Origin of the sequence: Mycobacterium sp. NPDC050551 (assembly GCF_040674075.1) — a bacterium.
Classification (GTDB): Bacteria; Actinomycetota; Actinomycetes; order Mycobacteriales; family Mycobacteriaceae; genus Mycobacterium.
This window is the reverse complement of record NZ_JBFARC010000006.1, coordinates 152,986-178,932: the sequence shown is the minus strand read 5'-3', so window position 1 is coordinate 178,932 and position 25,947 is coordinate 152,986. Positions and strand designations below refer to the sequence as shown.

The 25,947-nt window shown below is 71.1% G+C and carries 28 protein-coding genes and 2 pseudogenes; 7 read left to right on the top strand and 23 right to left on the bottom strand.

Annotated elements, in window-relative coordinates; all coding sequences use genetic code 11:
* Positions 1-23: 23 nt before the first annotated feature.
* The 6 genes from AB0K11_RS23040 to AB0K11_RS23015 form a co-directional block, all read right to left on the bottom strand.
* A complete protein-coding gene (locus AB0K11_RS23040; RefSeq protein ID WP_264013791.1) occupies positions 24-296 on the bottom strand; it encodes a hypothetical protein in 273 nt (90 codons plus the stop codon).
* 115 nt (positions 297-411) lie between these two features.
* Positions 412-1,101, bottom strand: coding sequence for a histidine phosphatase family protein (locus tag AB0K11_RS23035; protein WP_364982382.1), 690 nt, complete (start codon positions 1,099-1,101; stop codon positions 412-414).
* 85 nt (positions 1,102-1,186) lie between these two features.
* Entirely contained in the window at positions 1,187-3,517 is a 2,331-nt protein-coding gene (locus AB0K11_RS23030; RefSeq protein ID WP_364982379.1) for an MMPL family transporter, read from the bottom strand.
* A gap of 100 nt (positions 3,518-3,617) precedes the next feature.
* Positions 3,618-4,490 (bottom strand): hypothetical protein, encoded by an 873-nt coding sequence (locus AB0K11_RS23025; protein WP_364982376.1) that lies wholly within the window; start codon positions 4,488-4,490, stop codon positions 3,618-3,620.
* A 33-nt stretch (positions 4,491-4,523) separates the two neighbouring features.
* Entirely contained in the window at positions 4,524-4,775 is a 252-nt protein-coding gene (locus tag AB0K11_RS23020; RefSeq protein ID WP_364982373.1) for a hypothetical protein, read from the bottom strand.
* Positions 4,776-4,777: 2 nt separating this feature from the next.
* Positions 4,778-5,686, bottom strand: coding sequence for an oxygenase MpaB family protein (locus AB0K11_RS23015; protein ID WP_364982370.1), 909 nt, complete (start codon positions 5,684-5,686; stop codon positions 4,778-4,780).
* A gap of 180 nt (positions 5,687-5,866) precedes the next feature.
* Here AB0K11_RS23015 and AB0K11_RS23010 point away from each other — a divergent pair, with 180 nt between their 5' ends.
* From AB0K11_RS23010 to AB0K11_RS23000, 3 genes are read left to right on the top strand one after another with little or no spacing between them, the layout of a single operon-like run.
* Positions 5,867-6,091 carry a hypothetical protein gene (locus AB0K11_RS23010; protein ID WP_264011630.1) on the top strand — a complete coding sequence of 75 codons (225 nt, stop codon included), beginning with the start codon at positions 5,867-5,869 and terminating at the stop codon, positions 6,089-6,091.
* A 37-nt stretch (positions 6,092-6,128) separates the two neighbouring features.
* The gene (locus AB0K11_RS23005) at positions 6,129-6,389 is read left to right on the top strand and encodes a hypothetical protein (RefSeq protein WP_364982366.1); all 261 of its coding nucleotides are present in this window, start codon (positions 6,129-6,131) and stop codon (positions 6,387-6,389) included.
* A 42-nt stretch (positions 6,390-6,431) separates the two neighbouring features.
* Positions 6,432-7,388 carry a TIGR03557 family F420-dependent LLM class oxidoreductase gene (locus tag AB0K11_RS23000; protein WP_364982363.1) on the top strand — a complete coding sequence of 319 codons (957 nt, stop codon included), beginning with the start codon at positions 6,432-6,434 and terminating at the stop codon, positions 7,386-7,388.
* Here the strand turns inward: AB0K11_RS23000 and AB0K11_RS22995 are convergent.
* The 7 genes from AB0K11_RS22995 to AB0K11_RS22965 all read right to left on the bottom strand — a co-directional run bounded on the left by AB0K11_RS22995 (position 7,385) and on the right by AB0K11_RS22965 (position 11,769).
* Positions 7,385-8,260, bottom strand: coding sequence for a rhomboid family intramembrane serine protease (locus tag AB0K11_RS22995; RefSeq protein ID WP_364982360.1), 876 nt, complete (start codon positions 8,258-8,260; stop codon positions 7,385-7,387). The genes AB0K11_RS23000 and AB0K11_RS22995 overlap by 4 nt on opposite strands.
* A 2-nt stretch (positions 8,261-8,262) precedes the next feature.
* Positions 8,263-8,670 (bottom strand): VOC family protein, encoded by a 408-nt coding sequence (locus AB0K11_RS22990; RefSeq protein WP_364982357.1) that lies wholly within the window; start codon positions 8,668-8,670, stop codon positions 8,263-8,265.
* Between the two features lie 44 nt (positions 8,671-8,714).
* Positions 8,715-9,140: a nuclear transport factor 2 family protein gene (locus AB0K11_RS22985; RefSeq protein ID WP_364982354.1), complete on the bottom strand. Its 426-nt coding sequence runs from the start codon at positions 9,138-9,140 to the stop codon at positions 8,715-8,717.
* 4 nt (positions 9,141-9,144) lie between these two features.
* Positions 9,145-10,341: a cytochrome P450 gene (locus AB0K11_RS22980; protein WP_364982351.1), complete on the bottom strand. Its 1,197-nt coding sequence runs from the start codon at positions 10,339-10,341 to the stop codon at positions 9,145-9,147.
* 84 nt (positions 10,342-10,425) lie between these two features.
* Positions 10,426-10,827, bottom strand: a complete 402-nt coding sequence (locus AB0K11_RS22975) for an STAS domain-containing protein (protein WP_364982348.1) — start codon at positions 10,825-10,827, stop codon at positions 10,426-10,428.
* Between the two features lie 89 nt (positions 10,828-10,916).
* Positions 10,917-11,375 carry an ATP-binding protein gene (locus AB0K11_RS22970; protein ID WP_364982345.1) on the bottom strand — a complete coding sequence of 153 codons (459 nt, stop codon included), beginning with the start codon at positions 11,373-11,375 and terminating at the stop codon, positions 10,917-10,919.
* A gap of 49 nt (positions 11,376-11,424) precedes the next feature.
* On the bottom strand, positions 11,425-11,769 hold the full coding sequence (locus AB0K11_RS22965; protein ID WP_364982342.1) for an STAS domain-containing protein: 345 nt from the start codon (positions 11,767-11,769) through the stop codon (positions 11,425-11,427).
* 174 nt (positions 11,770-11,943) lie between these two features.
* Between AB0K11_RS22965 and AB0K11_RS22960 the strand changes: the two genes are divergently transcribed.
* Together AB0K11_RS22960 and AB0K11_RS22955 are read left to right on the top strand one after the other, a co-directional pair.
* Positions 11,944-13,254 carry a GAF domain-containing SpoIIE family protein phosphatase gene (locus AB0K11_RS22960; protein WP_364982339.1) on the top strand — a complete coding sequence of 437 codons (1,311 nt, stop codon included), beginning with the start codon at positions 11,944-11,946 and terminating at the stop codon, positions 13,252-13,254.
* Positions 13,251-14,270: a cobalamin-dependent protein gene (locus AB0K11_RS22955; RefSeq protein WP_364982336.1), complete on the top strand. Its 1,020-nt coding sequence runs from the start codon at positions 13,251-13,253 to the stop codon at positions 14,268-14,270. Before AB0K11_RS22960 ends, AB0K11_RS22955 begins: the two co-directional genes overlap by 4 nt.
* On the opposite strand, the gene AB0K11_RS22950 is transcribed toward AB0K11_RS22955, so the two are convergent.
* The 6 genes and pseudogenes from AB0K11_RS22950 to AB0K11_RS22925 all read right to left on the bottom strand — a co-directional run bounded on the left by AB0K11_RS22950 (position 14,267) and on the right by AB0K11_RS22925 (position 21,040).
* Positions 14,267-16,465, bottom strand: coding sequence for an MMPL family transporter (locus AB0K11_RS22950; RefSeq protein ID WP_364982333.1), 2,199 nt, complete (start codon positions 16,463-16,465; stop codon positions 14,267-14,269). The two genes, AB0K11_RS22955 and AB0K11_RS22950, sit on opposite strands and share 4 nt — an antisense overlap.
* 43 nt (positions 16,466-16,508) lie before the next feature.
* Positions 16,509-18,704 (bottom strand): SpoIIE family protein phosphatase, encoded by a 2,196-nt coding sequence (locus AB0K11_RS22945; RefSeq protein ID WP_364982330.1) that lies wholly within the window; start codon positions 18,702-18,704, stop codon positions 16,509-16,511.
* The gene (locus AB0K11_RS22940; protein ID WP_364983126.1) at positions 18,701-19,327 is read right to left on the bottom strand and encodes a SpoIIE family protein phosphatase; all 627 of its coding nucleotides are present in this window, start codon (positions 19,325-19,327) and stop codon (positions 18,701-18,703) included. Before AB0K11_RS22940 ends, AB0K11_RS22945 begins: the two co-directional genes overlap by 4 nt.
* Positions 19,328-19,331: 4 nt before the next feature.
* A complete protein-coding gene (locus AB0K11_RS22935; RefSeq protein WP_364982327.1) occupies positions 19,332-19,754 on the bottom strand; it encodes an anti-sigma regulatory factor in 423 nt (140 codons plus the stop codon).
* A pseudogene (locus AB0K11_RS22930) lies at positions 19,753-20,125 on the bottom strand (STAS domain-containing protein); the annotation flags it as partial. The pseudogene AB0K11_RS22930 and the gene AB0K11_RS22935, both read right to left, overlap by 2 nt.
* A gap of 28 nt (positions 20,126-20,153) precedes the next feature.
* A pseudogene (locus AB0K11_RS22925) lies at positions 20,154-21,040 on the bottom strand (STAS domain-containing protein).
* A gap of 162 nt (positions 21,041-21,202) precedes the next feature.
* Between AB0K11_RS22925 and AB0K11_RS22920 the strand changes: the two are divergent.
* Positions 21,203-21,571: an STAS domain-containing protein gene (locus AB0K11_RS22920; RefSeq protein WP_364982324.1), complete on the top strand. Its 369-nt coding sequence runs from the start codon at positions 21,203-21,205 to the stop codon at positions 21,569-21,571.
* Between the two features lie 5 nt (positions 21,572-21,576).
* Here AB0K11_RS22920 and AB0K11_RS22915 read toward each other — a convergent pair whose 3' ends face one another.
* From AB0K11_RS22915 to AB0K11_RS22900, 4 genes are all read right to left on the bottom strand, one after another.
* Positions 21,577-22,329, bottom strand: a complete 753-nt coding sequence (locus AB0K11_RS22915) for a hypothetical protein (protein ID WP_364982321.1) — start codon at positions 22,327-22,329, stop codon at positions 21,577-21,579.
* The gene (locus AB0K11_RS22910; RefSeq protein ID WP_364982318.1) at positions 22,326-23,279 is read right to left on the bottom strand and encodes a VWA domain-containing protein; all 954 of its coding nucleotides are present in this window, start codon (positions 23,277-23,279) and stop codon (positions 22,326-22,328) included. The genes AB0K11_RS22915 and AB0K11_RS22910 overlap by 4 nt, the downstream gene beginning before the upstream one ends.
* A 28-nt stretch (positions 23,280-23,307) precedes the next feature.
* Positions 23,308-24,321: a hypothetical protein gene (locus AB0K11_RS22905; protein ID WP_364982315.1), complete on the bottom strand. Its 1,014-nt coding sequence runs from the start codon at positions 24,319-24,321 to the stop codon at positions 23,308-23,310.
* A gap of 75 nt (positions 24,322-24,396) precedes the next feature.
* Positions 24,397-25,026: a TetR/AcrR family transcriptional regulator gene (locus tag AB0K11_RS22900; protein ID WP_364982312.1), complete on the bottom strand. Its 630-nt coding sequence runs from the start codon at positions 25,024-25,026 to the stop codon at positions 24,397-24,399.
* 60 nt (positions 25,027-25,086) lie between these two features.
* Between AB0K11_RS22900 and AB0K11_RS22895 the strand changes: the two genes are divergently transcribed.
* Positions 25,087-25,932 carry an alpha/beta hydrolase gene (locus AB0K11_RS22895; protein ID WP_364982309.1) on the top strand — a complete coding sequence of 282 codons (846 nt, stop codon included), beginning with the start codon at positions 25,087-25,089 and terminating at the stop codon, positions 25,930-25,932.
* Positions 25,933-25,947: the final 15 nt, after the last annotated feature.

The window sequence follows — 25,947 nt, the reverse complement described above, 5'->3', positions numbered from 1 at the left end:
GGTGGCGGGCAGTGTGGCGGGTACTAGCTGGCTTCGCGATCGGCGACCGGGCGCAGATGCGGCCGGGGCGCCGACGGCGCGATCCGGTCGTTGACGCCGGCCACCACCGAGTCGACGCGGGTGACCGCCTTGTCGCAGAGGCCGCGGACCCGGTCGCCCGCGGTGTCGACGTCGTCGGCGGCGCTGAGCAGGTAGGCCCGCACGTTCAGCCGCAGTCGCTCGCCGCGCCGCCGGATCCCCTGGCGCAGGCGGTCGTCGACCTCGAGGTTGACGTATGGCAACAGCCGGATCTTCATGTGTGCTCCCGATCGTCGGATGCTTGCGCCAACCCTAACGCGCAGGTGGCCGGCGGAGAAGACGACGTGGGGCGGACGCATGACCACGTGCGGTGTGGCGTACGTCACGTCGCGGTCAGGCCGGAGCGCCCCGCCAGTCGTCGAGCGTCCAGCCCTGCTCGGGGCTGCCGGACAGCACCACCCGGCCGGTGTTCTGCAGCGGCTCGCTGCGCAGCAGTGACGGGTCGGGGTTGGCGACGTTCATCGTCACCCACAGCATGATCGCCGCGCCGTGGGAGAACGCGACGGGATCGCGGGCGCCGCTGTCGTAGATCCGGCGGACGGCGTCGTCGAACCGGGCGTCGAATTCGTCGCCGCTCAGCGAACCCGGGATGCGGGCCGACCGGTCGCCGGCCAGCCAGCGTTGCGGCGCCGAGAAGTAGTCCACCGCGTCGGCCTCGGGTCTGCCCTCGTACTCGCCCGCCTCGATCTCGCGCAGGCCGGGCAGCACCGTGACGGGCTCGCCGAGTGCCGCCGACATGGGTTGCGCAGTCTGCTGCGTGCGCACCATCGTCGAGGCGAAGATGCCGTCGTAGTCGTTGCCGCTCAGATGCGCCGCGGCGGCCGCGGCCTGCTCGCGGCCGAGTTCGGTCAGACCCGGACCTGGCGTCGACGTGTCGATCAGGCCGGAGGCGTTGCCCGCGGACTGCGCATGCCGGATGAAGGTCAGCGTGATGGTGTGCGGGCCGCCCGCCGCCGCCAACGGGGCACCGGCGACCGAGAGCACGGCCAGGACGGTCGCAACGATCGCGGCGCCGGATCTCATCGCTTCTCCCTGTTGCCGAGTGTGCGGCGTGTCGCCGATGTTCAGCCGAACACTAGGCGACACGCCGCACGGTGGGCGCGACCGGCTACACGGGGACGGGTGCGTCCTCGCCTGCGCTGCGGGCCAGCCGGCGATTCAGCTTGTCGCCCTCGATGTCCAGGTCGGGCAGGAAGGCCGCCAGCCGCCGCGGCAGCCACCAGGCCCGGTCGCCCAGCATCGACATCACCGCGGGCACCACGGTCATCCGCACCACGAACGCGTCGATCAGCACGCCGAACGCCAGCGCGAAGCCCATCTGCTTGATCATCGGGTCGGCGTTGAACACGAAGCCGGAGAACACCGCCATCATGATCACCGCGGCCGCCGCGACCACCCGGCTGGCCTGGGCGAATCCGTGTGACACCGCCTCGTCGCCGCGGTGGCCGTGCACGTGCGCCTCCTTCATCGACGAGACCAGGAAGACCTCGTAATCCATTGCCAGGCCGTACAACACACCGATGACGATGATCGGCAGCAGGCTCAGGATCGGCCCGGTGGCGCTCAGCCCGATGAGTTGCTGGAACCAGCCCCACTGGAACAGCGCGGTGGTGGCGCCGAACGTGGCGATCACACTGAGCAGGAAGCCCACCGTCGCCTTGACGGGCACCGCGATCGAGCGGAACACCACCAGCAGCACCAACAGCGAGAGGCCGACGACGACGGCGATGTACAGCGGGATGGCCTCGGCCAGCCGGTCGGTGGTGTCGATGCCCATCGCGGTGACGCCGGTGACGCCGAGGTCGACGTCGCGCAGTTCCGACAGCGGTCCGGCATGTGCCCGGATGTCGCGCACCAGTTGTGCGGTGGCGTCGTCGGTCGGACCGGCGGTGGGCACCACCGAGAACACCGCGGTGTCGGCGGTGTCGCTGACGGTGCCCAGGCTCACCGACTCCACCCCGGGCATCCGGCGCAGGTCGTTGTAGGTGTCGACGAGGTCGGCCGTGGTCAGCGCCCCACTGGCGGCCGGTTCGGCGATCACCACCAGGGGTCCGTTGAAGCCGTCGCCGTAGTGCTCGCCGACCAGGTCGTAGCTCGCCCGCTGCGGGGTGCCCTGGTTGTAGCTGCCACCGTCGGGCAGCCCCAGCGACATGTTCAGTGCGGGCACCGCGAGCAGGCCGGTGACGACGACGCCGGCGATCGCGACCGGAACACGGTGCCGCAGCACCGCTCCCACCCACGCCGAGGCGAACCGGTGGTTACCGGTGTCGCTGTCGGCCGCGGCGGCCTCGTCACGGGCCTTCGCCGAGCAGATCCGCTCGCCGACCAGCCCGAGCAGCGCGGGCAGCAGGGTGATCGCGGAGGCGACGGCGACGACCACCGTCGCCGCGGCGGCCAGCGCCATCGGCGTCAGCAGCGAGATCCCGACCACGGTCAGCGCCACCAGCGCGATGACGACCGTGGTGCCCGCGAAGACCACCGCACTGCCCGCGGTGCCGATGGCCCGCGCCGCGGCGTCGGCCGCCGACAGGCCGCGGTCCAGGATGAGGCGGCGCTGCCGGTTGACGATGAACATCGCGTAGTCGATGCCGACGGCCAGGCCGAGCATCAATGCCAGCACGGCGGTCATCGACTGCATGTTCACCAGATGCGAGAACAGGAAGGTGCCGCCCACCCCGATCGCGACGGCGGTCAGCGCGGTGACCAGCGGCAGGCCCGCGGCCACCAGCGAGCCGAGGGTGACAACCAGGACGAGCGCGGCCACCATCACGCCGATGATCTCGCCTGCGCCGATGATCTCGGGCATCTGCAGCATGCTCGCCGACGGCAGCACCTCGATCCCGCTCTGTCCCAGTGCTTCCCGGGCGGCGTCGACGGTGTGCTCGATGGTTCCGGTGGGCAGCTCGGCGGTCTGCTTGTCGAACGAGAACTGGTAGAGCGCCGCGGCGCCGTCGGCCGAGACCACCACGCCGGGCACCGGTCGGCCGTTGAGCAGCAACGGCTTCGGCGCATTCTCCGGCGCAGGCGCGTGTACCTGCGCCTGCGCGATGGCCGCCGATGCGGCCAGCGTCGGGCTGGCCGGCCCCTTGGCCAGTTCGGCCCGGGCGATCTCGTTCGGGTCGAGCACGTGGTCGCTGTGCGCGACGGCGTCGACGGCGGCCAGCACGGCGTCGCGGTGCGCCGGGTCGTCGATGCGGGTGCCTGCAGGCGCGGCGAACGCGATCAGGCCCTGCCCGCCGGACGCTTCGGGCATCCGCTCGGCCAGCTGGTCGATGACCTGCTGGGCGGGGGTGCCGTTGATGCGCATCTCGTTGGAGACCTTGGGCGGATTGATCGCGAGAATGCCTGCGACGACGGCGATCAGCGCCAGCCACACGCCGATGACGTGCCAGGGCCGGGCGAAGGCGTAGCGGCCCATGCGATGCAGAAGTGTCGACATGTAAGTGAGAGTAGGCTCCCGATATGGGAGTCGGCTATCGTTTGTCGCCAAGCACACGCGGGTCCCGGCAGCATGACCCGCGACACAGTCCGACCGGGTTTCAGCCCCGGCCGAGCCCCTTCTTGGCCTCCTTCACCACGGCGCCCGCATCGCGGCCGGCCTGCTTGGCGGCGGCGTAGGCCTCCTCGGCCTCCTCGAGCGCCTCCTCGGCCCTCGCGAGCCGGTTGCGCGCGTCGTCGCGCTTGAGCCGCGCGGTGGCCAGGTCGCTCTGCCGCTCGGCGATCGCTTCGTCGGCCTCGGCCTTCGCCCGCTCCGCGGCCGCCAGCACGGCGCGCGCCCGCTCACGCCGCTCCCGGTCGGCCGTGTCCCTGTCTTCCTTGTCCCGGTCGGCCTTATCCCGGTCGGCCTTGTCCCGGCCGGCCTTCGGCTCCGGCGCGGGGGCGGCCTTCGGCGTGGCCGCCCTGCTGCCGCGCGCCGTGGTGGACACCTGGGAGATCTCACCGAACTCACCGAACCCCGACCACTGTTCGGCCTTGGCCAGCCGGCCGAGCCGGGCGGTGACGTCGGGGTCCGCGACGGCGGCCTGCAGGGTGTCGGTGACGTCGTCGCGCAGCGCCGCCGACGGGTTGGCGATGCCCGCGACCCGGAACGCCGTGCGGGTGAGCTCCCCGACGAGACGGCGCTGCTCGCCGGAGAACTGCCGGATGCGCTCACCGTCCATCGTGGAGTGCGCGCTGCGCAGCCGCTCCCCCAGGTCGGCCAGCTGCGACCTGACCTCGGGGTCCTCGTGGATCAGCCGGTTGACGACCCAGGCCGAAGTGGTCGGCTTTCGTGACGCCGAGATCGCCTTGGCCCCTTCGGCGTCACCGCGCTGTTTGGCCGCCTTGGCCAGTCGCGTCCGCAGCGCGGTGAACTCCTCGGGCAACGCTTGGTACAGCTCGTCGATCGCCTGATCGGTCGCACTGTCGGCCATCGAGCCATGATCCCGCGCCGAGCATCACGAATGCTAGACCGCCGCGCACACCTCGGGCGCGAACAGCAGCACCGGCCAGTAGAGCACCGACTCGCCGAAGGCCACCAGATTGGCGCCCGCGGGCAGCGTGGCCTGCAGCCGCAGCTCGGCGAGCCGGGCGAACTCCGGCTGGAAGAAGGTGAACCCGATGCCGATCGCCAGGTACGGGATCGCGAGCCACATGCCCAGCTCGAGCCATCCCGCGACAGTCAACTCGCGGGCGAGCAGGCGGCGCAGCGCGTCCATTGTCAGATCAGCGGGCGGTGGCGCCGAATACGGCGGCGGACATCGGCCAGCAACACCAGGCTGCCGCCCTGCCGGATGAACGGTGGAAGGAATCGGTTGACCAAAGCGACTGTGCGGAAGAGTCTTTCGAACCAGCGCTGCTCGGCGTCACTCCACCGCACCCCCATGGCGTCGCGGAACACGGGTGCCAGGAACCCGATGGTGAGGAATCTCAGCAGCCGTCGCGACGTCAGCCGCAGCGGCGCCCGGATCATCCGCAGGTCGATCAGGTCGTCTAGGTAGGCACGCACCGTGTCGTCGACGGTCACCCGCGCGCACGCGGTGTTCCAGTAATCGTCGAAATCGGCTCGGCTGGAGGGCCATTGGTCCTCGGTGACCTGAAGCGTGGTGCCGAGCGTCCACGCCGAGCGGTAGAACTGCTCGGACTGCTCGGGGGTCATCTCACCGCGCAGCAGCTGGTAGGTGTCCTCCAGCCCGACGAAAAGGCATGCGGCGACCCACATCTGCAGTTCACGATCGAAGGCGTTGTAGCGCACCGCACTGCCCGGCTCCGACTTCACGTGACGGTGCGCGCCGTTGACGGCCTCCCGCATCGCCGCCCGGTCGGCGTCGGTGCCGAGGATCGCGACCGCGAGGTACTGGAACGTCGTCCTGGCCCGCTTCCACGGATGCTTGAGCAGGTTGCCGGAGTCCACCTTGCTCTCCACCACGCCGTAGCCCACCCCCGGCGAGGAGAGCTGCATGATGACGTTGGCCGCGCCTGCCGCGAACGACCAGAAGTCCATCGCGTCGGCCACGGTGACAGGTTCGTCGGACCAGCGCGCGGTGCGGCGCCCGATCGTGATGCGGGTGTCGGTGGTGGTCAACACGCGGTCCTCGGCTGTTCTCTGGCTGTCCCCCGGTACTGCCATGTCGGTCAGCGTGCCACACCGGCGACCGCCACGGGAACACATTCTCACGAAACAGCGGTACACATCGACGTCGTCCACGCGCGGTATTCGACTGACAACACGGGGTCTCATCGCGTCGATCCGTCCCGCCAGCTACGAACGCCCGTTAACATTCCGGTGGAGTGGATGGAGGGGACACCGATGGAGACCAAGCTTCGTCAGCTGCTGGCCTACAAGCTCAGCATCGCCGAGTTGATCGGCATCGCACTGCTGCTCGGGACGCCGTACCTGATCGTCGGGGTCATCTGGTCGAGTACGCACACCGAGCACCTGCGCGGCATGGAGGGCGCCGACCTGGCGATCTCCTTCCTCGGCTCGATCGCGTCCTGGCCGGTGCTGCTGTTCTCCAATGTCTGTATGACCTGAGCGTGCATGCCCCGAGCCGTCGGCTACCGTCGGGGCCATGTCCAACGTTGCCAACGATCCGATCGACGACGTGGCCGAGGGTGACGTCGTCGACGTCGACCGCGGGTCCGGTTCACAGCCCTACCAGGTGGTGTTCAAGAGCGCCGACGAGACGCCGGACGGAACGGTCTTCACGGTCACGTTCCAGGACACCGACGGTGAGACCTTCCAACAGGAGTATCCGGCGGGCACGGTGGTCACCCGCTCGCTGGAGAGCAAGTGGGAGTCCCCGCAGAGCCCGACGCAGCACTCGGAATAGCCCGAACGCATAGCCGGCGCGGCGGCGGGTACCCCGCGCGCCATGGCGAAGATCGGATACTTCCTGTCGTGTGAGCAGTACACCCCTGCCGAACTGGTGGACCAGGCCAAGCGTGCGGAGGCCGCGGGCTTCGACTCACTGTGGATCTCGGACCACTTCCACCCGTGGAACGACGAACAGGGCCAGAGCCCGTTCGTGTGGGGGGTGATCGGTGCGCTGTCGCAGGTGACCTCGCTACCGGTCTCGACGGGGGTCACCTGCCCCACCATCCGCATCCATCCGGCGATCATCGCCCAGGCGGCCGCCACCGCCGCCGTCCAGCTCGACGGCCGGTTCGTCCTGGGCGTCGGCAGCGGGGAGGCACTCAACGAGCACGTCCTCGGCGATCACTGGCCGTCGGTCGGCGTCCGGCTGGAGATGCTCGAGGAGGCCGTCGACGTCATCCGGCTGCTGCACAGAGGCAACGAGGTCAGCCACCACGGCCTGCACTACGAGGTGCAGGAGGCCCGCATCTACACGCTGCCCGAGCAGCCGGTGCCCATCTATGTGTCGGGCTTCGGCCCACAGGCCGCCGAGCTGGCCGGCCGCATCGGCGACGGCTTCGCCACCACGATGGCGGACGCCGAGCTGATCAAGACGTTCCGCGACTCCGGCGGCGGCGACAAGCCCGTGCAGGCCGGCACCAAGGTCAGCTGGGACCGCGACGCCGAGAAGGGCCTCGATGCGGCGCACCGGCTGTGGCCGAACGAGAGCCTGCCCGGTCAGCTGGCCCAGACGCTGCCGCGGCCCGGCGACTTCGCCGACGCCGGCGCTCTGGTGCCGCGGGAGAAGGTCGCCGAGTCGGTGACGTGCGGCCCGGACCCCGACAAGCACGCCGCGCAGATGCGCGAGTACCTCGACGCCGGGGTCGACGAGGTCTACGTCCAGCAGATCGGACCGGACCTCGACGGCTTCTTCGAGTCCTGGCAGCGCGACGTGCTGCCGCAGCTGCGGTCCTAGCGCACCGGGCCGCCGAACAGGTCGAGCAGTTCGCCGGTGTGCCACCAGACCAGCGCCGCCAGCACCACCAGGACCGCCGCCGTCACCCCCGCCTGGATCAGGTCGCGCCGCTCGCGCGGGGCGTAGGCGTACGCCGCGGCCACCGCCGCACCGGTGACGAGCCCGCCGATGTGGCCCTGCCAGCTGATGCCCTGCGAACTGATCAGGGGGTAGACGAACGTGAACACGAGGTTCAGCACGATGATCCCCGCGATCCCGCGGATGTCCAGGTTGAGCCGCTTGGCCACCACGAACGTCGCGCCGAACAGGCCGAACACCGCGCCGGAGGCACCCGCCGTGCCGGTGTTGAGCGGCGAGAGCAGGTAGACCAGCACCGAGCCGCCGAGTGCGCTCAGCCCGTAGAGCGCGCCGAAGCGCAGTCGGCCCAGCGCCGCTTCCAGCGCGGGTCCCACGAAGTACAGCGCCAGCATGTTGAACAGCAGGTGGGTGATGCCGTAGTGCAGGAACGCCGACGTCACCAGCCGCCACCACTCGCCGGACGCGACGCCCGGCGCCCACAGCACGAGCTCGCGCTCCAATTCGGGCACGGCGGTCTGCAGCACGAACGCCAGCACGTTGACCGCGATGAGCACGTAGGTGACCATCGGCTTGGTGGCGCCGGCGCGGCCGCCGAACGGGGTACGCACCGGCCGCACCGTTTTGGCGCCCGCATTCACGCACTCGACGCACTGATGGCCCACCGCCGCTGAGCGCATGCACTCACCGCAGATGTACCGCCCGCAGCGGTTGCAGCGCACATAGGTCTGCCGGTCGGGATGGCGGTAGCAGGTCGGCGTCTCGGCCGGCGACTGCTGCGGATGCGGGTAGGCCATGGTTACAGCGTCCCGAACAGTTCGATCCAGTTGCCGTCGGGGTCGGCGACGAACATCCAGCCCATCCCCGGCACCGGCGCGAATTCCGTCAGCGGTTCGACGATGTCGTAAGGCGACGCGGCGAACTCCTCGGCGACGGCCCGCAGGTTCTGCACCCCGATCGTGAAGTACCGGACCCCGGCCTGTGCCCGCCCGCCTCCCGGCGCCGCGGGTTGCGGCGGCGGCGGGTCGTAGGTCACCAGCTTGAGCACGCCGTTGCCCAGCGTGTAGCGCCGCTGCGTGCCGCCGGGGAACTCGAGCTCGCCCTGGAACTCCAGTTCGAGGAAGCCTTCGTAGAACGCCACCATGGGGTCGGGATTCGTGGTCACCAAGCCGACTTCGATGCCGGGGGTGAGCAGATCGAACTTCACCTACGCCATTGTCCCGGTCGGCGGGCGTGCTGCGCGCGCGGCCGTCAGGACCCGGGGGTGCTGAACTCCATGATCAGCCGGGTCAGCCGCAGCGCCTTGATCCTCCACGCGCCGTCCTGGCGGACCCACCGCTCGTGGTAGTGGCCGTAACCGGTGAGTGCCGGACCGTTCTCCCACACCACCCGGTCCTGCATGGCCCACACGACGGTGGCCTCGTCACCGTCGACCTCGATCAGCGGGGTGTGCACCTGGTGGGCGGATCGGGCGTTGGTCAGCGAGGACCGGATCATGTCGACGGCGGCGTCGCGGCCGGTGATGACGGGCACGCCGGTGCCGCCGTCGCTGACGTCGAGCTCCATGTCGTCGGTCATCAGATCGCCGAACCCGGCCCAGTCGCGGGTGTCCAGGGTGTAGCAGTAGCGGCCCTTGGCGTGGGTGAGGGCGAGGAAATCCTCGGGAGTCGTGGTCATCGGTCTAGGACACCACGATCCGCAACCGCTCCCAGCCCCGGACCGTGGATGTCGGGGCGAGTTCCATGCTGTCGTAGTCGATGCCCCACTCGGGCCACCGGTTCAGCAGCTCGTCGAGGGCGATCCGGCCTTCCATGCGGGCGAGGTTGGCGCCGAGGCAGTAGTGCACGCCCTTGCCGAAGGTCAGGTGGCTGATGTTGTCGCGGCCGATGTCGAAGGTGTCGGGGTCGCGGTAGCGGCGCGGGTCGCGGTTGGCGGCGCCGAACAGCAGCAGGATCGCGCTGCCCGCGGGCACCGTGGTGCCGTACAGCTCGTGCTCGCGCGCGAGGTACCGCGCGACGTGCGGGCCGGTCGGCTCGAACCGCAGCGTCTCGTCGATCGCGCGGTTGAGCAGCGAGCGGTCCTCGGCGACGCGGCGGCGCTGGTCGGGGTGCTCGGCGAGCACCTTCGCCAGCCAGCCGATCAGCCGGCCGGTGGTCTCGTTGCCCGCACCGGCAACCACCTGCGTGTAGTGCAGCACCTCCTTGCGGGTGAGCTTGCGGGTGACGCCGTCGGCGTCGGTGAACTCGACGTTGAGCAGCGCCGTCATCAGGTCGTCGGAGGGGTTGTGCGAGCGCCACTCGACGTAGTCGGCGTAGATGCGGCCGTCGGCGATCCTGTCGGCGGCGACCACCTTCATCGGCGCGCCGCGCTGGGTGCGCAGGTTGGCGTCGTTGGCGTCGCGCACCGAGACCTGTTCGGACTCGGGGATTCCCAGCAGCATGCCGATCACCCGCATCGGCATCATGGCGGCCAGTTCGGCGATGATGTCGAAGCCGTCGGTGCCGACGTGCGGGTCGAGGCAGCCGATGCAGAACCGGCGGATCTGGTCCTCGATCTCGGCCATCCGGCGCGGCGTGAAGACCCGCGACATCAGGCCGCGCAGCATGCTGTGCACGGGCGGGTCCTCGAACATCATCACGCCCTCGGGCATGTCGAAGTCGGACTGCACGAGTTCGAGGATGTCGCTACGGGAGTTCGAGAACGTCTGCCAGTTCGACAGCGCGTCCTCGACGTCGGCGTGCCGGGAGACGGCCCAGAAGTCGTAGCGCTCGTTGTAGTAGAGCGGCGCCTCCTCGCGCAGTCGCGCGTAGGTCGGGTACGGATCGTTGACGATGTCGATGGCGTAGGGGTCGTAATAGACCGCGGCGGCGGTGGTCATCATGGCTCCCTGCTCGCACTGAGCGATCGCTCAACAATGCGTCCCGTGTATGACTAGCAGCCCGCAGGCGGGGCGGTCAACGGTTCAGGCGGTGGCGCCGCGGGCCCGTTCGGGCATCGACCGCGGGATCAGGCCCACCGGGTCGCACAGGTCGAGGATGCGGCTCACCGCCCGGCTGGGCACCACGTGCCACGTGGCGCCGCCGCGGGTCAGGTGGGCGTTGATCGCGTGCAGGGCGGCGATGCCGTCGACCGCGATGAAATCCAGATCGCTGAGGTCGAGGGTGACGGACCGGGCGGCCGGGGGAATCGCCTCGTACACCGCGACCGCGAACTCCTTGGCGTTCGCGGCGTCCACCTCGCCGCGCACCCGAACCGTGGTGCGCCGTGACGTCCCGCGCCCGCGGGTGCTGCCGACAGCCGTCAACCGCGATGCGATCGGCGGCCGGCACGCGGATGCTTGACCGTGCAGGTATGCGATCGTCACGGTGTGACTCCATATCGGGGTGGTTGCCCAGTGGGCGTCTCGTTCCCACTGCACTGGGCAACCAAACCGAGTGCCGGAAAAATTTCCCGTCAGGCCGATGCGACCGGGCTCAACATGGCGGCGCACCCGTCGAAGCCCAGATACACCCGGGTGCCCTGCGGCGACGGATCGATGGCGAACCGGTCGGCGAGTGCCCGCATCAGCGGGATGCCGCGGCCCCGCGCGGATGTCCTCGAGGCGGGCGCGGCCTCCCGCCACCTCCCACGGTCGGCGACGGTGACGGCGAGGACGCCCGGACCGTCGCGGTGGGCCTGCAGGCAGAACGTCCGGTCCCGCCCGCCGTCGCGGTAGGCGAACTCGGCGGCGTTGGCCATAGCCTCGTTCACCGCGAGCAGGATGTCGCTGTACCGGACCGCGTCGAGCCGGAAACCGGTCCGCAGCCACCGGGAGAACTCCTCCCGCAAGCTGCTCACCGCGCCGGCATCGGCGGCCACGGTCCGGACGAAGGCGGCGTCCGCGCTGTCGGTCAAGGCGTGTGCGAAAGACATGGTCTTGATGGGCTACCCGCTTCCCCGCGGAGTCACTCGCCGCGGGAGGTCACGGTCTGACGTGATCCAGGGCACCGTCGAGTGTCGGGAACAGCGTGATCACGTCGGTCAGCCCGGTGATCTTCAGCGGTCTGCTGGTCGCCGGACCGTCGGCGACGACCGCGAACCGGATCGCGGGCGTGACCTCGTGGTGGGTGTTGACCAGGACCTGCATGCCGGCGGAGGCGAGGAACTCGACGTCGGTCAGGTCGATGATCACCGCGGTGGGCCGCTGTGCGACGACCGCACGCACCTTCTCGGTCAACGCCGGCGCGGTCAGCATGTCGATCGCACCGGACGCGCGCACGACGACGACGCTGCCGACCCATTCCTCACGATGGTCTTCAGCGGTCACAGCCCACCTCGTCTCGGCGCCGTCGACGACGCGCACAGAAGGAAAGAAGGCTGCAGGCTGAACCCGGGAATCGCCGCCATCGGACCCAGCGGCTCGGACGGCGGCTCACAGCGTATCCGACCGCAGCACTCGTCGGATGATGAGGCGCAGCGAGTGCGGCTACGGTGAATGGCGATGGCGAGTAACCGGATGGCGCAGGAGCCGTCGGCGATCCATGCGGAGACCGTGGCAGCGGTGCAGCGCCGCACGCTGATGGAGTCCGTCGAAGTGAATCTCGCCGGTTCGCTGAACTACCGCAGGACCGTGCTGCGGGTGCTCAGCCTCATCCGGCCCGCGATCGCGGACTGGGCCGCACTGGTGATGCCCGACAACCGCACCGGCGGGCTGGAGGTGCACGGCGGCGACGACGTGGCGTTCACCGAGGTGGTGCCACGATCGGTGGTGGACGGCCTGGCCACCGACCGGGTGCTACGCACCGGCCACCGCGAGCTGCTGCACTTCGGGATCGGGGCGGACCCGGCGGGCTCTGCCGAGCACGGGATGTTCGGCATCATCCGGCATCCGCGGCTGCGCGAGCAGGTGGACGCGCTGCGGCCGGCCGACGTGCTGTTGCTCGGGTTGACCGCCCGCGGGGCGACGGTGGGTGTGCTGATGATCACCCGCGGCCAGGGCCGCGGATTCGACGACGACGAGGTGGCGTTCGCGGAGCGGATCGCCTCCCGCGCGGCGGTCGCACTCGACTCGGCCCGCCTCTACGAGGAGCGGGCGCGGGTGGCGACGATCCTGCAGCGCAGCCTGCGGCCGCCCGCACTCCCGGAGGCGGGCGACATCCGGCTGGCCGCGCGATACCGGCCCTCGGCCGAACACCTCGAGATCGGCGGCGACTTCTACGACGTGTACGGAGCCGACGGCGACTGGCTGCTGGCCCTCGGTGACGTCTGCGGCAAGGGCGTCGAGGCCGCCGCGCTGACCGGTCAGACCCGCCAGAGTCTGCGCACCGCCGCCTATTTCGACCCGCGGCCTGCCGTGGTGCTCGGCGCGCTGAATCACGTGCTGTGGGAGCCGGGTTCCGACCAGTTCGTCACCGTGGTCTGCGCGCGGGTCCGGACGTCCGCCGACGGTGGGGCCGACGTCGAGATCGCGGTGGCGGGCCACCCGGCGCCGATCGTGCTGCGTGCCTGCGGTGACGTCGAGCAGGTCGAGATCTTCGGCACCGCCATCAAGCTGGCGCCGCAGGCAACGTACCGCACGGCGACGCTGCGCCTGGAGCGCGGCGACACCCTGCTGATGTTCACCGACGGGGTCGACGAGGCCCGCGGCGCCGACGGGTTCTACGGCGTCGACCGGCTGACGGCCCTGCTGCCCGCCTACGCGGGCGCCGCGCCCGCGGTGGTCTGTGAGGCCATCGAGCAGGACGTCATCGAATTCGTCGACGGCGGCCCGCACGACGACATCGCGCTGCTCGCGGTGACGTGCGGGAGGTGAACACCGCCGTCCTGACGGACGCGTTGAACGGTTACGAGCAGGCCCTCTCGGCCAACGATGCAGTGGCCGCGACCGCACTGGTGACCCGCCTGCTGGCCGACGGCGCCGATCCGGTGGCGGTGCTGACCGACGTCGTCGCGACCGCGCAGCGCACCGTCGGGTCACGCTGGCAGCGCGGGGAGTGGACGGTCGCCGAGGAGCACGCTGCCACCGCGATCGCGGTCGCGGCGACGACGGCGGTGGCCGGGCACGTCCGGCAGGTGCCGGTGACCCACGGCCGCGTGCTGGTGGCGTGCGCCGAGCGGGAGTGGCATGCGCTGCCCGCGATGATCATCGCCTGCGCGCTGCGCGCGAACGGCTGGGACAGCACGCTGCTCGGCGCCTCCACCACGCCGTTGCGGCTCAGCCAGCACCTGCAGGATCTCGGCCCGGATGCGATCGCGGTGAGCTGCTCGATTCTCGGTTCGCTGCCGACGACGCGGCGGTTCATCGAGGCGGGCACCGGCGCGGGCGTGCCCGTCGTGGTCGGCGGACCGGCGTTCGGCTACGACGACGTCCGGGCGACGGCGCTGGGGGCGACGGCATGGGCGCCGGACGCTCACGGGGCGGTCGCGGTGCTCGCCGGTCTGCCCGCGGTGGTGCCGCCTGCAGGCCCGTTGCCCGCCGACGCCGTCGCCGAGCAATCCGCCCTCGACCTGGATCACCGGCGCCTGGTCGCGCTGCTGCGCGATCGGTGGTCGCTGACCCGCGAGGCGGACGCGGACAGCCGGGTGCTCGACGTCGCCGACGACGCGCTGCACCAGGCGCTGCACGCGGTGGCGGCCGCCCTGCTCACCGGAGATCCCCGCCCGGTCGCCGAGACCTCCGCGTGGATCGCCGACCTGCTGCGCACCCGCGGCGCGGACGCCACTGCCATCACCGAACTCGCGGCACTGATGACGACGGCGCTGCGCGACTATCCGCTGGCGGGCCGCCTGGTCGCCGAACACTTCACCGGCGAGTGGCCGGTGCTCTAGGCAGGCACCTGCTCGCGGGATTCGGTGGCGTCGGTGCTCAGCTTGTCGCCCTCGACGTCGACGTCGGGCAGCAACCGGTCCAGCCAGGCCGGCAGGTACCAGGCCCGCTCCCCGAGCAGCGACATGACCGCGGGGATGAACACCATCCGCACCACGAACGCGTCGAAGACCACGGCGACGGCCAGCGCGAAGCCCATCGACTTGGCCACGGAGTCGGGCGACAGGATGAACGCCGCGAACACCGAGATCATGATGACTGCCGCACAGCTGACCACCCGCGCACTGCGCTGGAACCCGGTGATGACCGCCTCCTGTGCGGTGCGGTCGGTGTCACCGGTGACGAACTTCTCGCGCATCCGCGTCACCAGGAACACCTGGTAGTCCATCGCCAGGCCGAACACGATGCCGATCAGGAAGATGGGCAGGAAGCTGATGATCGGCCCGGGGTCGGACACCAGCCCGAACCAGCCCTCCTGGAACACCGCGACGGTGGCGCCGAACGTCGCACCGATCGACAACACGAATCCCAGTGTCGCCGTGAGAGGTACGAGCAGGGAACGGAACACCAGCGTCAGCACCAGGAACGCCAGCCCGACCACCAGTGCCAGGTACGGCACCAGCGCCTTGGTCATCGATTCGGACAGGTCGGACAGGATCGCGGTCTGCCCGGTCACGCCGAACTGCACGCCGGTGGCGTCGGTGATGCCCTGCTCGAGACCGCGGATCGAGTCGACGAGGGCCTGGGTCTGCGGGCTGCTCGGCCCGCTGGCCGGGATGACGCTGATCAGCGCACCGGTGCCGTCGGGGTTGAGCTGCGGCGGGGCGACCATCTGCACGTCGGGCAGCGCCTGGATCTCCTTCGCGAGCGCCTGGTAGCCGGCCGGGGCCGCGGAGGCCCCCGCGCCGTCGGCGACGACGATCAACGGGCCGGTGATGCCTTCGCCGAAGCCCTGGTCGAGCAGCTTGACGGCGTTCTTCTGGTCGCCGGTGGCGGCCACGTCCATCCCGAGCTGCAGCTTGGTGGTCGGCAGTGCGATCACGCCGAGCGCGAGCACCACGGCGATGATCGCCGGAACGGGATGTGCGGCAATCAGTTTGGCCCAGCGCAGTCCGTTGGTCGGAGCGGTGTCCGGTTCGTCGCCCTGGCGCAGCCGCTTGATGCGGCCGGCGAAGGCGCGGTGGCCGAAGAGTCCGAGGAACGCGGGCAGCAGCGTCACCGCCGCGAGCACGGCCATCACTACCGCCAGCGCCGCGGTCAGGCCCATCACCGAGATCATCGGGATGCCGACGACCGTCAGGCCGACCAGGGCGATGACGACGGTCAGGCCGGCGAACACCACCGAGGACCCCGCGGTGCCGACGGCCCGGCCGGTGGCGTGGGCGCGGTCGTCGGTGACGCGGAGTTCGTTGCGGTAGCGCGACACGATGAACAGCGAGTAGTCGATCGACACCGCGATGCCGAGCATCGACGACAGCATCAGCGCCGAGGAGTCCATGTCGACCAGCGACGTCGCGCCGGTGATCAGGGCGATCGAGATCCCGACGCCGAACAGCGCGGTGATGATCGGCAGGGTCGCGGCCACCACCGAGGCGAAGGCGATCACCATCACCACCAGCGCGACGGCGAATCCGATGGCCTCGGACGGGCCCTGTTGCGGGGTCTGCCCGTTGTAGAGGGTGCCGGTGCCCTCGACGGTCAACCCGCCGTCGCGGGCCTTCGCCATCACGGACTCCAGCGCGTCGATCTGGTCCTTGGACACGTCGACGAACTTCTGGTCGTAGCTCACGTCCAGGTAGGCGATGGTGCGGTCCTTGCTGACGCTCGTCGCACCCGCGGGCGTGGTCAGCGGGTTCACCAGGGTCTGGCCCTGCACGTGCGGCAGCCCGCGCAACTCCCCGACGAGCCTGTCGACCGCGGCGACGGTCTCCGGGCGGTCCAGCGTGGCGCCGGCGGGCGCCTGGAGCACCACCTTCGCCTGCGCCATCTCGTCGATGTCGCGTTGCGCGGGGAACTTCTGGTCCATCAGGTCGCTCGCCTGCTGTGACGCCGAGCCCGGCAGCGAGAAGTCCTTCTGGAACGGCTGGGCCAGTGTGGTGCCGGCCAGCGCGGCCAGCAGCAGGCCCACCCAGAGTCCGATCACCAGCAGCCGGCGGCGGTACGCGAAGCCCCCGACGCGATACAGGAATGTCGCCATGGTTAGTCGGGCTACCCGGTTCGGCGGCGAGTATTCCCGTCGATCACCCGGGTGTGAGCCGGAACACCATCTCGACGGTGGTGCCTGCCGCCGACGGCCCGAGGTCGACGCGTGCGCTGACCGCCCGCATCATCGGCAGCCCGCGGCCGCGGGTGCGCGGTTTCGCGTCGGGGATCTTCCAGGCCCCGAAATCGACCACCCGGACCACGATCTCGTCGCCCCACACCGCGGCGTCGACGATCATCACGCCGGCGGCCACGTCGCGGTAGCCGTGCTCGACGCTGTTGGTGCACGCCTCGTTGACCGCGAGCACGACGTCGGTAACCAGTTCCTCGCCCGCCCCGACCTCGGCCAGCCAGGCCGTCAGCTCGGTGCGGACCCGGCCGAGGTGGGCGGGGGTGGCGGCGATCTCGAGGTGCAGCGGTGCGGGCGGCCGGCGGTAGACCAACACGGCGACGTCGTCGTCGTATCCCGACGGTGGCGCCAGCTCGCGCAGCACCGCGTCGGCGATGGTGTCGGCGGGTGAGGACATCTCGCGTGCCAGCACCCGGGTGACGCGGTCGATACCGTCGTCGATGGGCGCGTCCCGCCGTTCCACCAGGCCGTCGGTGTAGAGCAGCAGCGCCGAACCGGGTGGCAGGGTGCAGGTGGCCTGCGGGCGCGGTCCCGTGCGCCGCACCGCCAGCGGCACCGCCCCGGCGTCGGAGAGCACGGCGGGCGGCGACGCGGGGACGGCGAGCACCGCGGGCATGTGACCGGCGCTGCTGTAGCGCAATTCGCCGGTCCGGATGTCGAGGATGGCGAGGAACACCGTCGCGCAGTAGGCGTGCGGGATGAGCGCGGCCGCCGAGTCGAGCTCCTCGAGCAGGACGGCGGGCTCGGCGCCGGTCAGCAGCAACGCGCGCGCCGAACTGCGCAGCTGACCCATCACGGCGGCGGCGGGCAGCCCGCGCCCCACGCAGTCGCCGACGATGATGCCGATGTCGTGGTCGCCGATCGGCAGCACGTCGTACCAGTCGCCGCCGATCTCCAGCGGCGCGACGGCCGGTTCGTAACGCACCGCGAACCCGGCGGGCGGGCTGGTGGTGGGCAGCATCGCCCGCTGCAGGGTCAGCGACGCCTCGCGCGCGGCCTCGAATTGGCGGACGTGCTGGACCGCCAGGCCGAGGTGGCCCACCAGCGCGGTGAGCAGCAGCCGGTCGTCGGCACTGAGCTGCCGGGGCCGGAAGTGTTCGAGCACCACCGCCGTGTCACCGGCGCCGGGCAGCATGGCGACGATTCCGCAGGCGGTGTCCGAATCATCGGGCGGCAACACCGGTTCGATGGTCAGCGGCGGCCACTGCCGGGCCTCCCCCAGGGTGACCTGCAGGGCCGGGTCGAGGTCGGACCACTCCGTGCCTGCCGGCTCACCGGCCGCCCGGACCGCGGGCTCCTCGTCGGCGGACAGCCAGGTCACCGTGAGCACCCGCTGCAGGTCGATCGCCGTGCGGCATTCGTCCAGCGTGATCGCCAGCACCTCGGCCATGCTCTTGGCCAAGCCGATCGCCGTGGCCAGCCGGGCGAGCAGCCGTTCGCGCTCCGAGGCGGCCCGCGCCAGGGTGACGTCGCGGATGGTGCCGACGTACGCCTCCCGGCTCCTACCCGCGGCGGGCACCACGTTGATGCTCACCGCGGCCCAGCCTGCGGTGCCGTCGCGGCGCCGGATCTCCGTCTCGGACTGGATGTCCCCGGCCTCGGTCAGCTGGTTGAGCTGCCGGGCGGCCAGCGCCTGGTCGGCGAGCCAGGGGTAGGGCCACCGGTAGGGCAGGCCCGCCGCGTCGTAGCCGGTGATGTCGGTGAACGCGTCGTTGATCTCCACCACCGCGCCGTCGCCGTCGGCGATGAAGAAGCCTTCCTGCAGTGCGTTGACCAGTGCGCGGCGGAACTGGTCGCGGTCGGCGAGGCCGTCGGCGCGGGCCCGCTGCTGCTCGTAACGCTGGGTGCCGTCGAGGAATCCGCGGGTGGCCACGTCAAGGGCGGCCAGCGCCTGGAGCAGGAACTGCAGTGCCGCAGCCGGTTCCGCCCCGGCGTCGCCCCCCTCGAGCAGCCGGAAGTGGTTCTCCACGACGTCGAGCGTGCTGATCCGCTCGGCCAGCGCGCGGCGGCCCAGTTCGTGGCCGACCTCGAGTGTCGCCTCGTCGCGCCCGGCCAGATAGGCGCGCAGCGCGTCGGCGTAGGCGGAGCGGAACTCGTCGGTCATGACGCCGTCCCGCGGTGGCGGGCCACCAGCACCAGCGCGTCGTCGCCGTCCCTGCCGTGCCGGTGCAGAATCTGCTCGGCGAGGGTGTCGGCGGGTGCCGCGAAATCGAGTGCCTGCAGCCGGTTCTCGTCCAGGCCGTCGCTGGCCATCACGAGCAGGTGGCCGGGCCGCACCGGGAGGCCCTCCGGCGCGGCGATCTCGGGTAGCCGGTAGCCGACGATGCCGCCGAGCAGCCGGGCCGACGAGCAGGTGTCGACGCCGCTCGGCGCGCGCGCGACCAGGTCCGCCGACACGTTGCCGACGCCGACCCACTGCAGGATGCCCGCGCCGAAGTCGATGCGCGCGAGCGTGATCGCGGCGCCGCGGGTGTCGGTCATCTCCCGGTGGCACTGCGCCATCAGGTCGTCCAGCGGCCGGTCGTCGGCGTGCCGCAGCACCCGCTCGGCGCACCGGGCCGCGGCGGCCGCGGGTTCGCCGTGCCCGAGGCCGTCGATGACGCCGAACAGCGCGGCGTGCGGGCCGACCCCGACCGCCACCGACAGGTCGCCGCACACCATCTGACCGGCCACCGGCCGCGCCGCCGCCGCCCACTCGATCGGGCCGAGCCGGCCGTGCTGGGCCATCGTCTCAGCCATCGTCGGGCGTCCACTTCCACATCTCGACGACGGTGCCCTGCCCCGGTGTCGACTCGACGATCAGCCGGTCCATCAGCCGCCGGGCGCCGGGCAGGCCGAGGCCGAGGCCGCGGCCGGTCGAGTAGCCGTCCTCCAGTGCGCGGTCGATGTCGGCGATGCCGGGGCCGTCGTCCTCCGCCCGCACCACCAGCGCCCTGCGCCCGTCGCGGAACTGCACCCCCACCCGCACCTCGCCGCGGCCTGCGTAGCTGGTGATGTTGCGCGCGATCTCCGAGATCGCGGTGGCCACCATCGTCACGTCGGTCAGCGAGAAGCCCAGCCGGCGTGCGAGTTCGTGGCCGGCCTGACGCGCGGTGACGATGTCGTCGGAGTCGTTGACGTCGACGACGAAGTCCGCCGACCGCGGCGGTGTCACCGTCGCGGCCGTTCGTCGCCGGGCGCCCGGCGGTGCAGCAGCGCCAGCCCCTCCTCCAGGTCGAGTGCGGTGTGCATGCCGTCGAAGACCAGGCCCAGCTGCACCATCGCGAAGGCCACCTCGGGCTGAAGGCCGACGATCACGGTGTCGGCGCCGCGCAGCCGCGTCATGTGCGCGATCGTCCGGAGTGACCGGGCCGCATAGGAATCCATCACGTCGATCGCGGTCACGTCGACGATGATGCCCTGCGCGCGGAACCGGCTGACCCGTTCCATCAGGTCGTGCTGCAGCCGCTCGGTGTCGGAGTCGGTCAGCGCGGCCTGCACGGTCGCGATGAGGATCGCGCCCTGCTTGAGGATGGGTACCGGCATGGAAGTGGTTGCGGCGCAGTCGGCGCGCTCAGCCGTTCTGCTCGCCGGTGCGGCTCACCTCGTATCCGAGCAGGCGTTCTGCCTCCTCGATGCCGCCCTGCAGGTCGCCGACCGCGTTCATCTTCGACAGGTCGAGGCCGATGGTGACCAGCGTCAGGGCGATCTCCGAGGACAGCCCGGTGATGATCACGCTGGCGCCCATCAGGCCCGACGCGTCGACGGTCTGCACCAGTTGGCGACGGTGGAGTCGATGGTCGGGACGCCGGTGATGTCGATGACCACCACCTTGGCGCGGTTGGCCCGGATGGCCCGCAGCAGCTGCTCGGTGACCTGGCGGGCGCGCTGGCTGTCGAGCACGCCGATGATCGGCAGGATCAGCAGCTGCTCGCGCACCTGCAGCACCGGGGTGGACAGCTCGCGGATGGCCTCCTGCTGCTGGCGGATGATGCGCTCGCGCTCCTGGACGAAGCTGACGCCCACGGTGTTGGCGATGCGGTTGGCGGCCGGCTCGTAGGCGTCGAGCACGCGGTTGAGCAGGTCGAAGTCGGTCTGGTACTTCTCGAACAGCGAGCGGGCGAGCACGTCGCGCAGCAGCAGCACGATGCCGAGCACCTCGTCGGTCTCGACGCCCCGCGGGATGATGCGCTCGGACAGGTCGCGGGCGTAGGCCTGCAGGGCTTCCACGCTGCCGGTCTCCAGCACCTCGACGTAGTTGTCGTAGACCGCGGTCGCCTCGGAGAAGAGTTCCTCCGGCGTCATCGCGGTGAGCAGTTCGGCGGCGGTGATGCGGCGGGCCCACTCCTCGCGCAGCACCGTGCGGTTCTGCCGCAGATGCTTGACCAGCTGCGGCAACAGCCCCTCGGTGGAAATGCCGGGCGTGCCCGCGGCGGTGAAATCGGTCGACATCTCGGTCATGTGCTCTCCCGGCCAGCGCATGCGCGCACCCGGCGCGCGAGTCACCTGACGAGCCTATCCCGGTGGTGGGCCCGTTTCCGGTGAAGTATTTTTTCCGTGTTGCCCGAGACGGTTAGGCTTCCAACGTCCGCCCACCGGCGGATGGCGACGTAAGGACGGCAGTTGTCAGCTTCGCAAGCGATCTCCACCTCGGTGCAGCACGTCGACGGCATCGCGGTGCTCGCCGTGGGCGGCGTGGTCGATCTCGCCACCTCCGCCACCCTCGAGGAAGTGGTCGCGGGCCTGGTGGACGAGCGTCCCGCCGCCCTGATCATCGACCTCTCCGAGGTGACGTTCCTGGCGTCGGTGGGCCTGCAGATCCTGGTCGCCACCCACGAGAAGGTCAGTGGGTCGGCGCGCTACGCGGTGGTGGCCAGCGGCCCCGTCACCGCCCGGCCGATCCAGCTGACGCGCCTGGACGACGTGTTCCCGCTGCACGCCACGCTCGACGACGCGCTGGCCGATCTGCGCGACGGCGACGCCACCGTCTGACCTGCTCAGCCCGCCGCAGCGGCGCCGGCCGCATCCCGCAGCACCCGTTTCAACCGCTCGAGCGGATCGCCGCCGCGTGGGTCCAACCGTCGCGGGTCGTCGGGCCGCTGCTCCTCGTCCTCGGTCGGTGACCCCGCCGACGGGGGTGGTGGCGGTGGCGGTGGGGGCGGCGGAGGCGGAGGCGGCGGTGGTGGTGGCGGCATCGCGTCGGCGTTCCTGATCTTCGCGGCCAGTCGTTCGGCGGCGTCGTCGCGGATGGCGCGGCGCTCCTCGTCCGGGTCGGTGTTGCCTTCGAAGCACTCCGGCGGTGCGCCTTCGACGACGGCCAGCGCGCTGGTGTAGCGCTCGCGGGCGGCCACCGGGTCCCTGGCGAAGCCGGCCAGGTCGCCCTGGGTCTCGCGGACCAGCTCGAGGTTGACCCGCACCGGGCAGGACTGCGCGGCGTCGGTGCGGCGCAGCGCCTCGGCGAACTCGGCGTCCGCGTCGGCGAGGCGGCCGTCGAGCACCGCAAGCGTGCCCGCGGCGAACGGCGCCTTCGCGGTCTCGACCAGGTTGCCGAACTGCAGCACCGACACGTCGGAGGACAGGCCGTCGAGGTCGCCCTCGGCGTAGTCGTCGACGGCCGAGCTCCCCGCCGCCACCATCGTGACCAGCTTGAGCGCGACCACCAGCGCGAGCAACGCCACCGGCGCGGAGAGTAGCAACAGCCGCCTGCGCAGTCTCAGCCGCCGCGGGGCCGGCCCCCGCCGGCGCGTCACGAGGTCACCGCCCGCCGGGCCGCCCGGTGCCTGCGCAGCTCGCGGACCATCAGGTAGATCTCGGCCAGTGCCAGCGCGGCGGCCAGCAGCATGAACAACCAGTACCACTCCGTGCGCGGGGCGTTCTGCGCTTCCTCGGTGTCGGCGGACGACGGCGCGGGCAGCACGCTCTCCAGCGGCGGTCCCGCGTCTCGCCGGGCGTACGGCACACCCAGCTGGTCGGCGACCTGCTGCAGCGCGGCCTCGTCGAGCGGCGCGCCACCGTCGGGTCCCGGTGTGCCGTAGCCGAGCACCGCACCGCCGTCGACCATGCCCGTCTCCAGCTCGAAGCGGCCCTGTGGCGCCTCCGACCCGCCCGCGCCGGAGCCGAGGTAGAAGACCAGGTTGCGGGACTGCGGATACTGCTGGCCGGCTTGAATCAGCTGGTAGCGCAGGGGATTCGCGGCAGCGGCGACGTTGACCTGCGCCGTCGCGTCGGGCGGGTCGGCATACGGGGTCAGCGCGGCGGCCACCGGTTCGAGGCTCCACGCATCGTCGGACAGCGGCCAGTCCAGCGACGGGCGGGCCGCGAACGAGATCATGGCGAACCGGGCCTGTGGGTAGCGCTCGATGAGGGTCTCGATGTCGGTCCGCATGCCCTCGATCCGGGGCCTGCCGTCGTAGTCGGCGACGCCGGAGTCCACCGAACGGTCCACCACGAAGAAGACGTTCGGCCCGCCTGCCGGCGCCGCGGCGGCGTTGTCCGATTCGACGGTGCCGGCCCCGGGCCGGGCCAGCGCCGCCAGCACCAGCAGCACCGCCAGGGTCAGGCCGATCCAGCGCAGCGCCGCCGCGCGCCGCTGCGCGCCGGTGGCCACGAACACCTGGCGCAGGGTGACCAGCCGGGCGACGACGAGCGCGGCGGCCACCACCGCGAGGATCGGCCCGGGCAGGACGGGGTCGACGCTCATCGGTGCCGTCTCCTCTTCGCGCAAGCGCTCATCGGCGAAGCACCACCAGGGCCACCGACAACACGGCGGCCGAGAGCAGCGCCACGGTCAACGGCACGGTCGGCGACTCGCCGGGCAGCTTGCTGAACAGCCCGCTGTCGGCGGGGACGGCGGGCGGCGGGTCGGCGCGGATGGCGTCCAGCCGGGTGGTGAGCTGGTCGGCGCCGCCGCCGACGCCCGCGGGCAGTTGACGGAAGAACTGCCCGCCGGTGCGTTCGACGAGGTCCTCGAGCGCGGCGTCGGCGTCCCGGGACGACTCGGTGGGATCGGCCACTGCGACGATGTTCACCTGCGCGCGGGCATCGGACGCGAGGTCGCCCACCTGGTCGGCGGTGAACAGTCCGGGCTCGGCGCCGTCAGTGCGAAACACGCTGGGCCCGAGATAGATCAGCGAGCGGCGGTACGCGGTCGCGGGCCCGTCCGTCGGAAATCCGGTGAGGCACAGCGCGAGTACGTCCTCGACGGTGCGCGCATAGTCGACGTAGGTGACCGCGGGCGCGAACGAGCCGGCCAGGTCCGATGCCGGCTCGAGGCCGGCGTAGTCGTTGAATCGGCCTGCCGCGTACTGGTAGTCGCGGGTGAGCGGGACGACCCGCCGATTGGACGACGTCAGTCCGATGCGTTCGGTGCCGGGTCCGGTGGTGACCTGTCCGGCGAAGTACGACAGGAACGCGGCGGTGGCCGGATCGGTGGCGGGCTGGCCCACGCAGAGCATCACCTCCTCGGGCTGGCTCTCCTCGGCGGCGCGCACGTCCACGGGCCGGGCGCCCGCGATCACGGCGGCGCCGAAGAGCACCGCCAGCATCAGCACGGTGGCCAGCGCGGAGGCCCGGCGGACGCGCGCCGCCCTGGCGTACTCGGGCAGCCGGGTGAGGCGGTCGACGTTGGCCAGGGGTCGCAGTCGGCGCGGCGCGTGCGCCATCGGCAGCAGGACGGCCAGGCCGACAACCACGGCCAGGAGTGCGAACCCGGCGATCGCGACCGGCCACCAGGTCAGCTCCATGGTCGGTGTTCGCTCATAGCGCGCTTGGCATACCCTCCGCGTCGGCTCTCAACACGTCGGCCCGGTTTGCTGTGGTCACCGCGAGGCGATCCCGCGGATGATGCGGTCGCAGACCTCGTACATGTCCCGCTGCGCGGCTTCGGGGTCCTGCGCGCGGGACACGTACAGCGCCGCCTCGTCGAGCGCGCCGAGGAGCACGTGGGCCGTCGGCCGCACCGGTTGCTCGGGCAGCACGCCGTCGGCGATGGCCTGCGAGAGCATCGCCTCGATCACCCCCAGCCCGTACCGCGACCCGACCTCGCGCCAGTGCTCCCATCCGAGCACCGCGGGCGCGTTGACGAGGACGATCCGGTGCACGTCCGGGGCGGCGCAGTGGTCGAGGAACAGCCGGACGCCGTGCCGCATCGCCTCGAGTTGGTCCCCGGGCGCCGCGGTGGCGATGGCCTCGGCGATGCTCGCCACGAGTTCCTCCTCGACCTGCTCGTACACGGCCTCGAACAGCGCCGCCTTGTCGGAGAACTGGTGGTAGAGGGCGCCCCGGGTGACACCGGCCGCCGCCACGATCTGCTGGGTGGACACGTCGGCGAAGGCGTGGTCGGCGAACAGTCGGCGTCCGGCCGCCATCAGCCGCGCGCGGGTCTCGGCGGTGCGCTCCGCCTGAGTGCGGCGCACGGGCCGGCCGTCCGGGGAACCGTTGACTTTCATACAGTCTGCACGTAACTTTCATACCGAGTGTTTGTAAATGCCGATCGAAGGATATCCGAGATGCCTCAGCTGAACTTGAAGGACACCACCCTCGACTACCGCGTCGTCGGCCCGGAGGACTCCCCGCATCCCCCGGTCCTGTTCGTGCACGGCATCCTCGTCGATCACCGGCTGTGGTCGGGGGTCGCGGACGAGTTGGCGCGCAGGGGGTTCCGCTGCGTGCTGCCGGACTGGCCGCTCGGATCGCACACCCGCCCCGCGGGCGATCGCGCCGACCTGTCGCCGATGGGGGTGGCCACGATGGTCCGCGACACCATCGCCGCGCTCGGGCTGGAGAACGTGACCCTGGTCGGCAACGACACCGGCGGCGGCATCTGCCAGCTGGTGGTCGATGCCTATCCCGAGTCCGTCGGCCGGCTGGTGCTGACCAACTGCGACGCGTTCGACAAGTTCCCGCCTTTCCCGTTCAACCTGGTGTTCGCGACGCTGCGCGGAAATCTGTCAATCAAGCTGCTGATGAACCTGATGAGGATCACTGCGCTGCGCCACTCCCCGATCGGCTTCGGAATGTTGTTCCGGACGGATCCGACACTCACCGCGGCATGGGTGGCGCCGTGCCAGAACGATCCGCGGATCCGGCGGGAACTCGCGAGGCTGCTGCGCAACGTCGCGAAGACGGACCTCACCGACGTGGCGTCGCGGCTGCCCCGTTTCACCAAACCGGTCACGGTGGTGTGGGGCATGCTCGACCGCAGCTTCACCCCCGCCCTCGGACGGCGCCTCGCCGCGCTGTTCCCCGACGCCACCTGGGTCGAGGTGCCGGATGCCCGGACGTTCGTCGCCCAGGACGCCCCGCAGGCGGTGGTCGACGCGATCAGCTCGATCACCGCAAAGACCGACGCCTGAATCGGCACCGCGCTA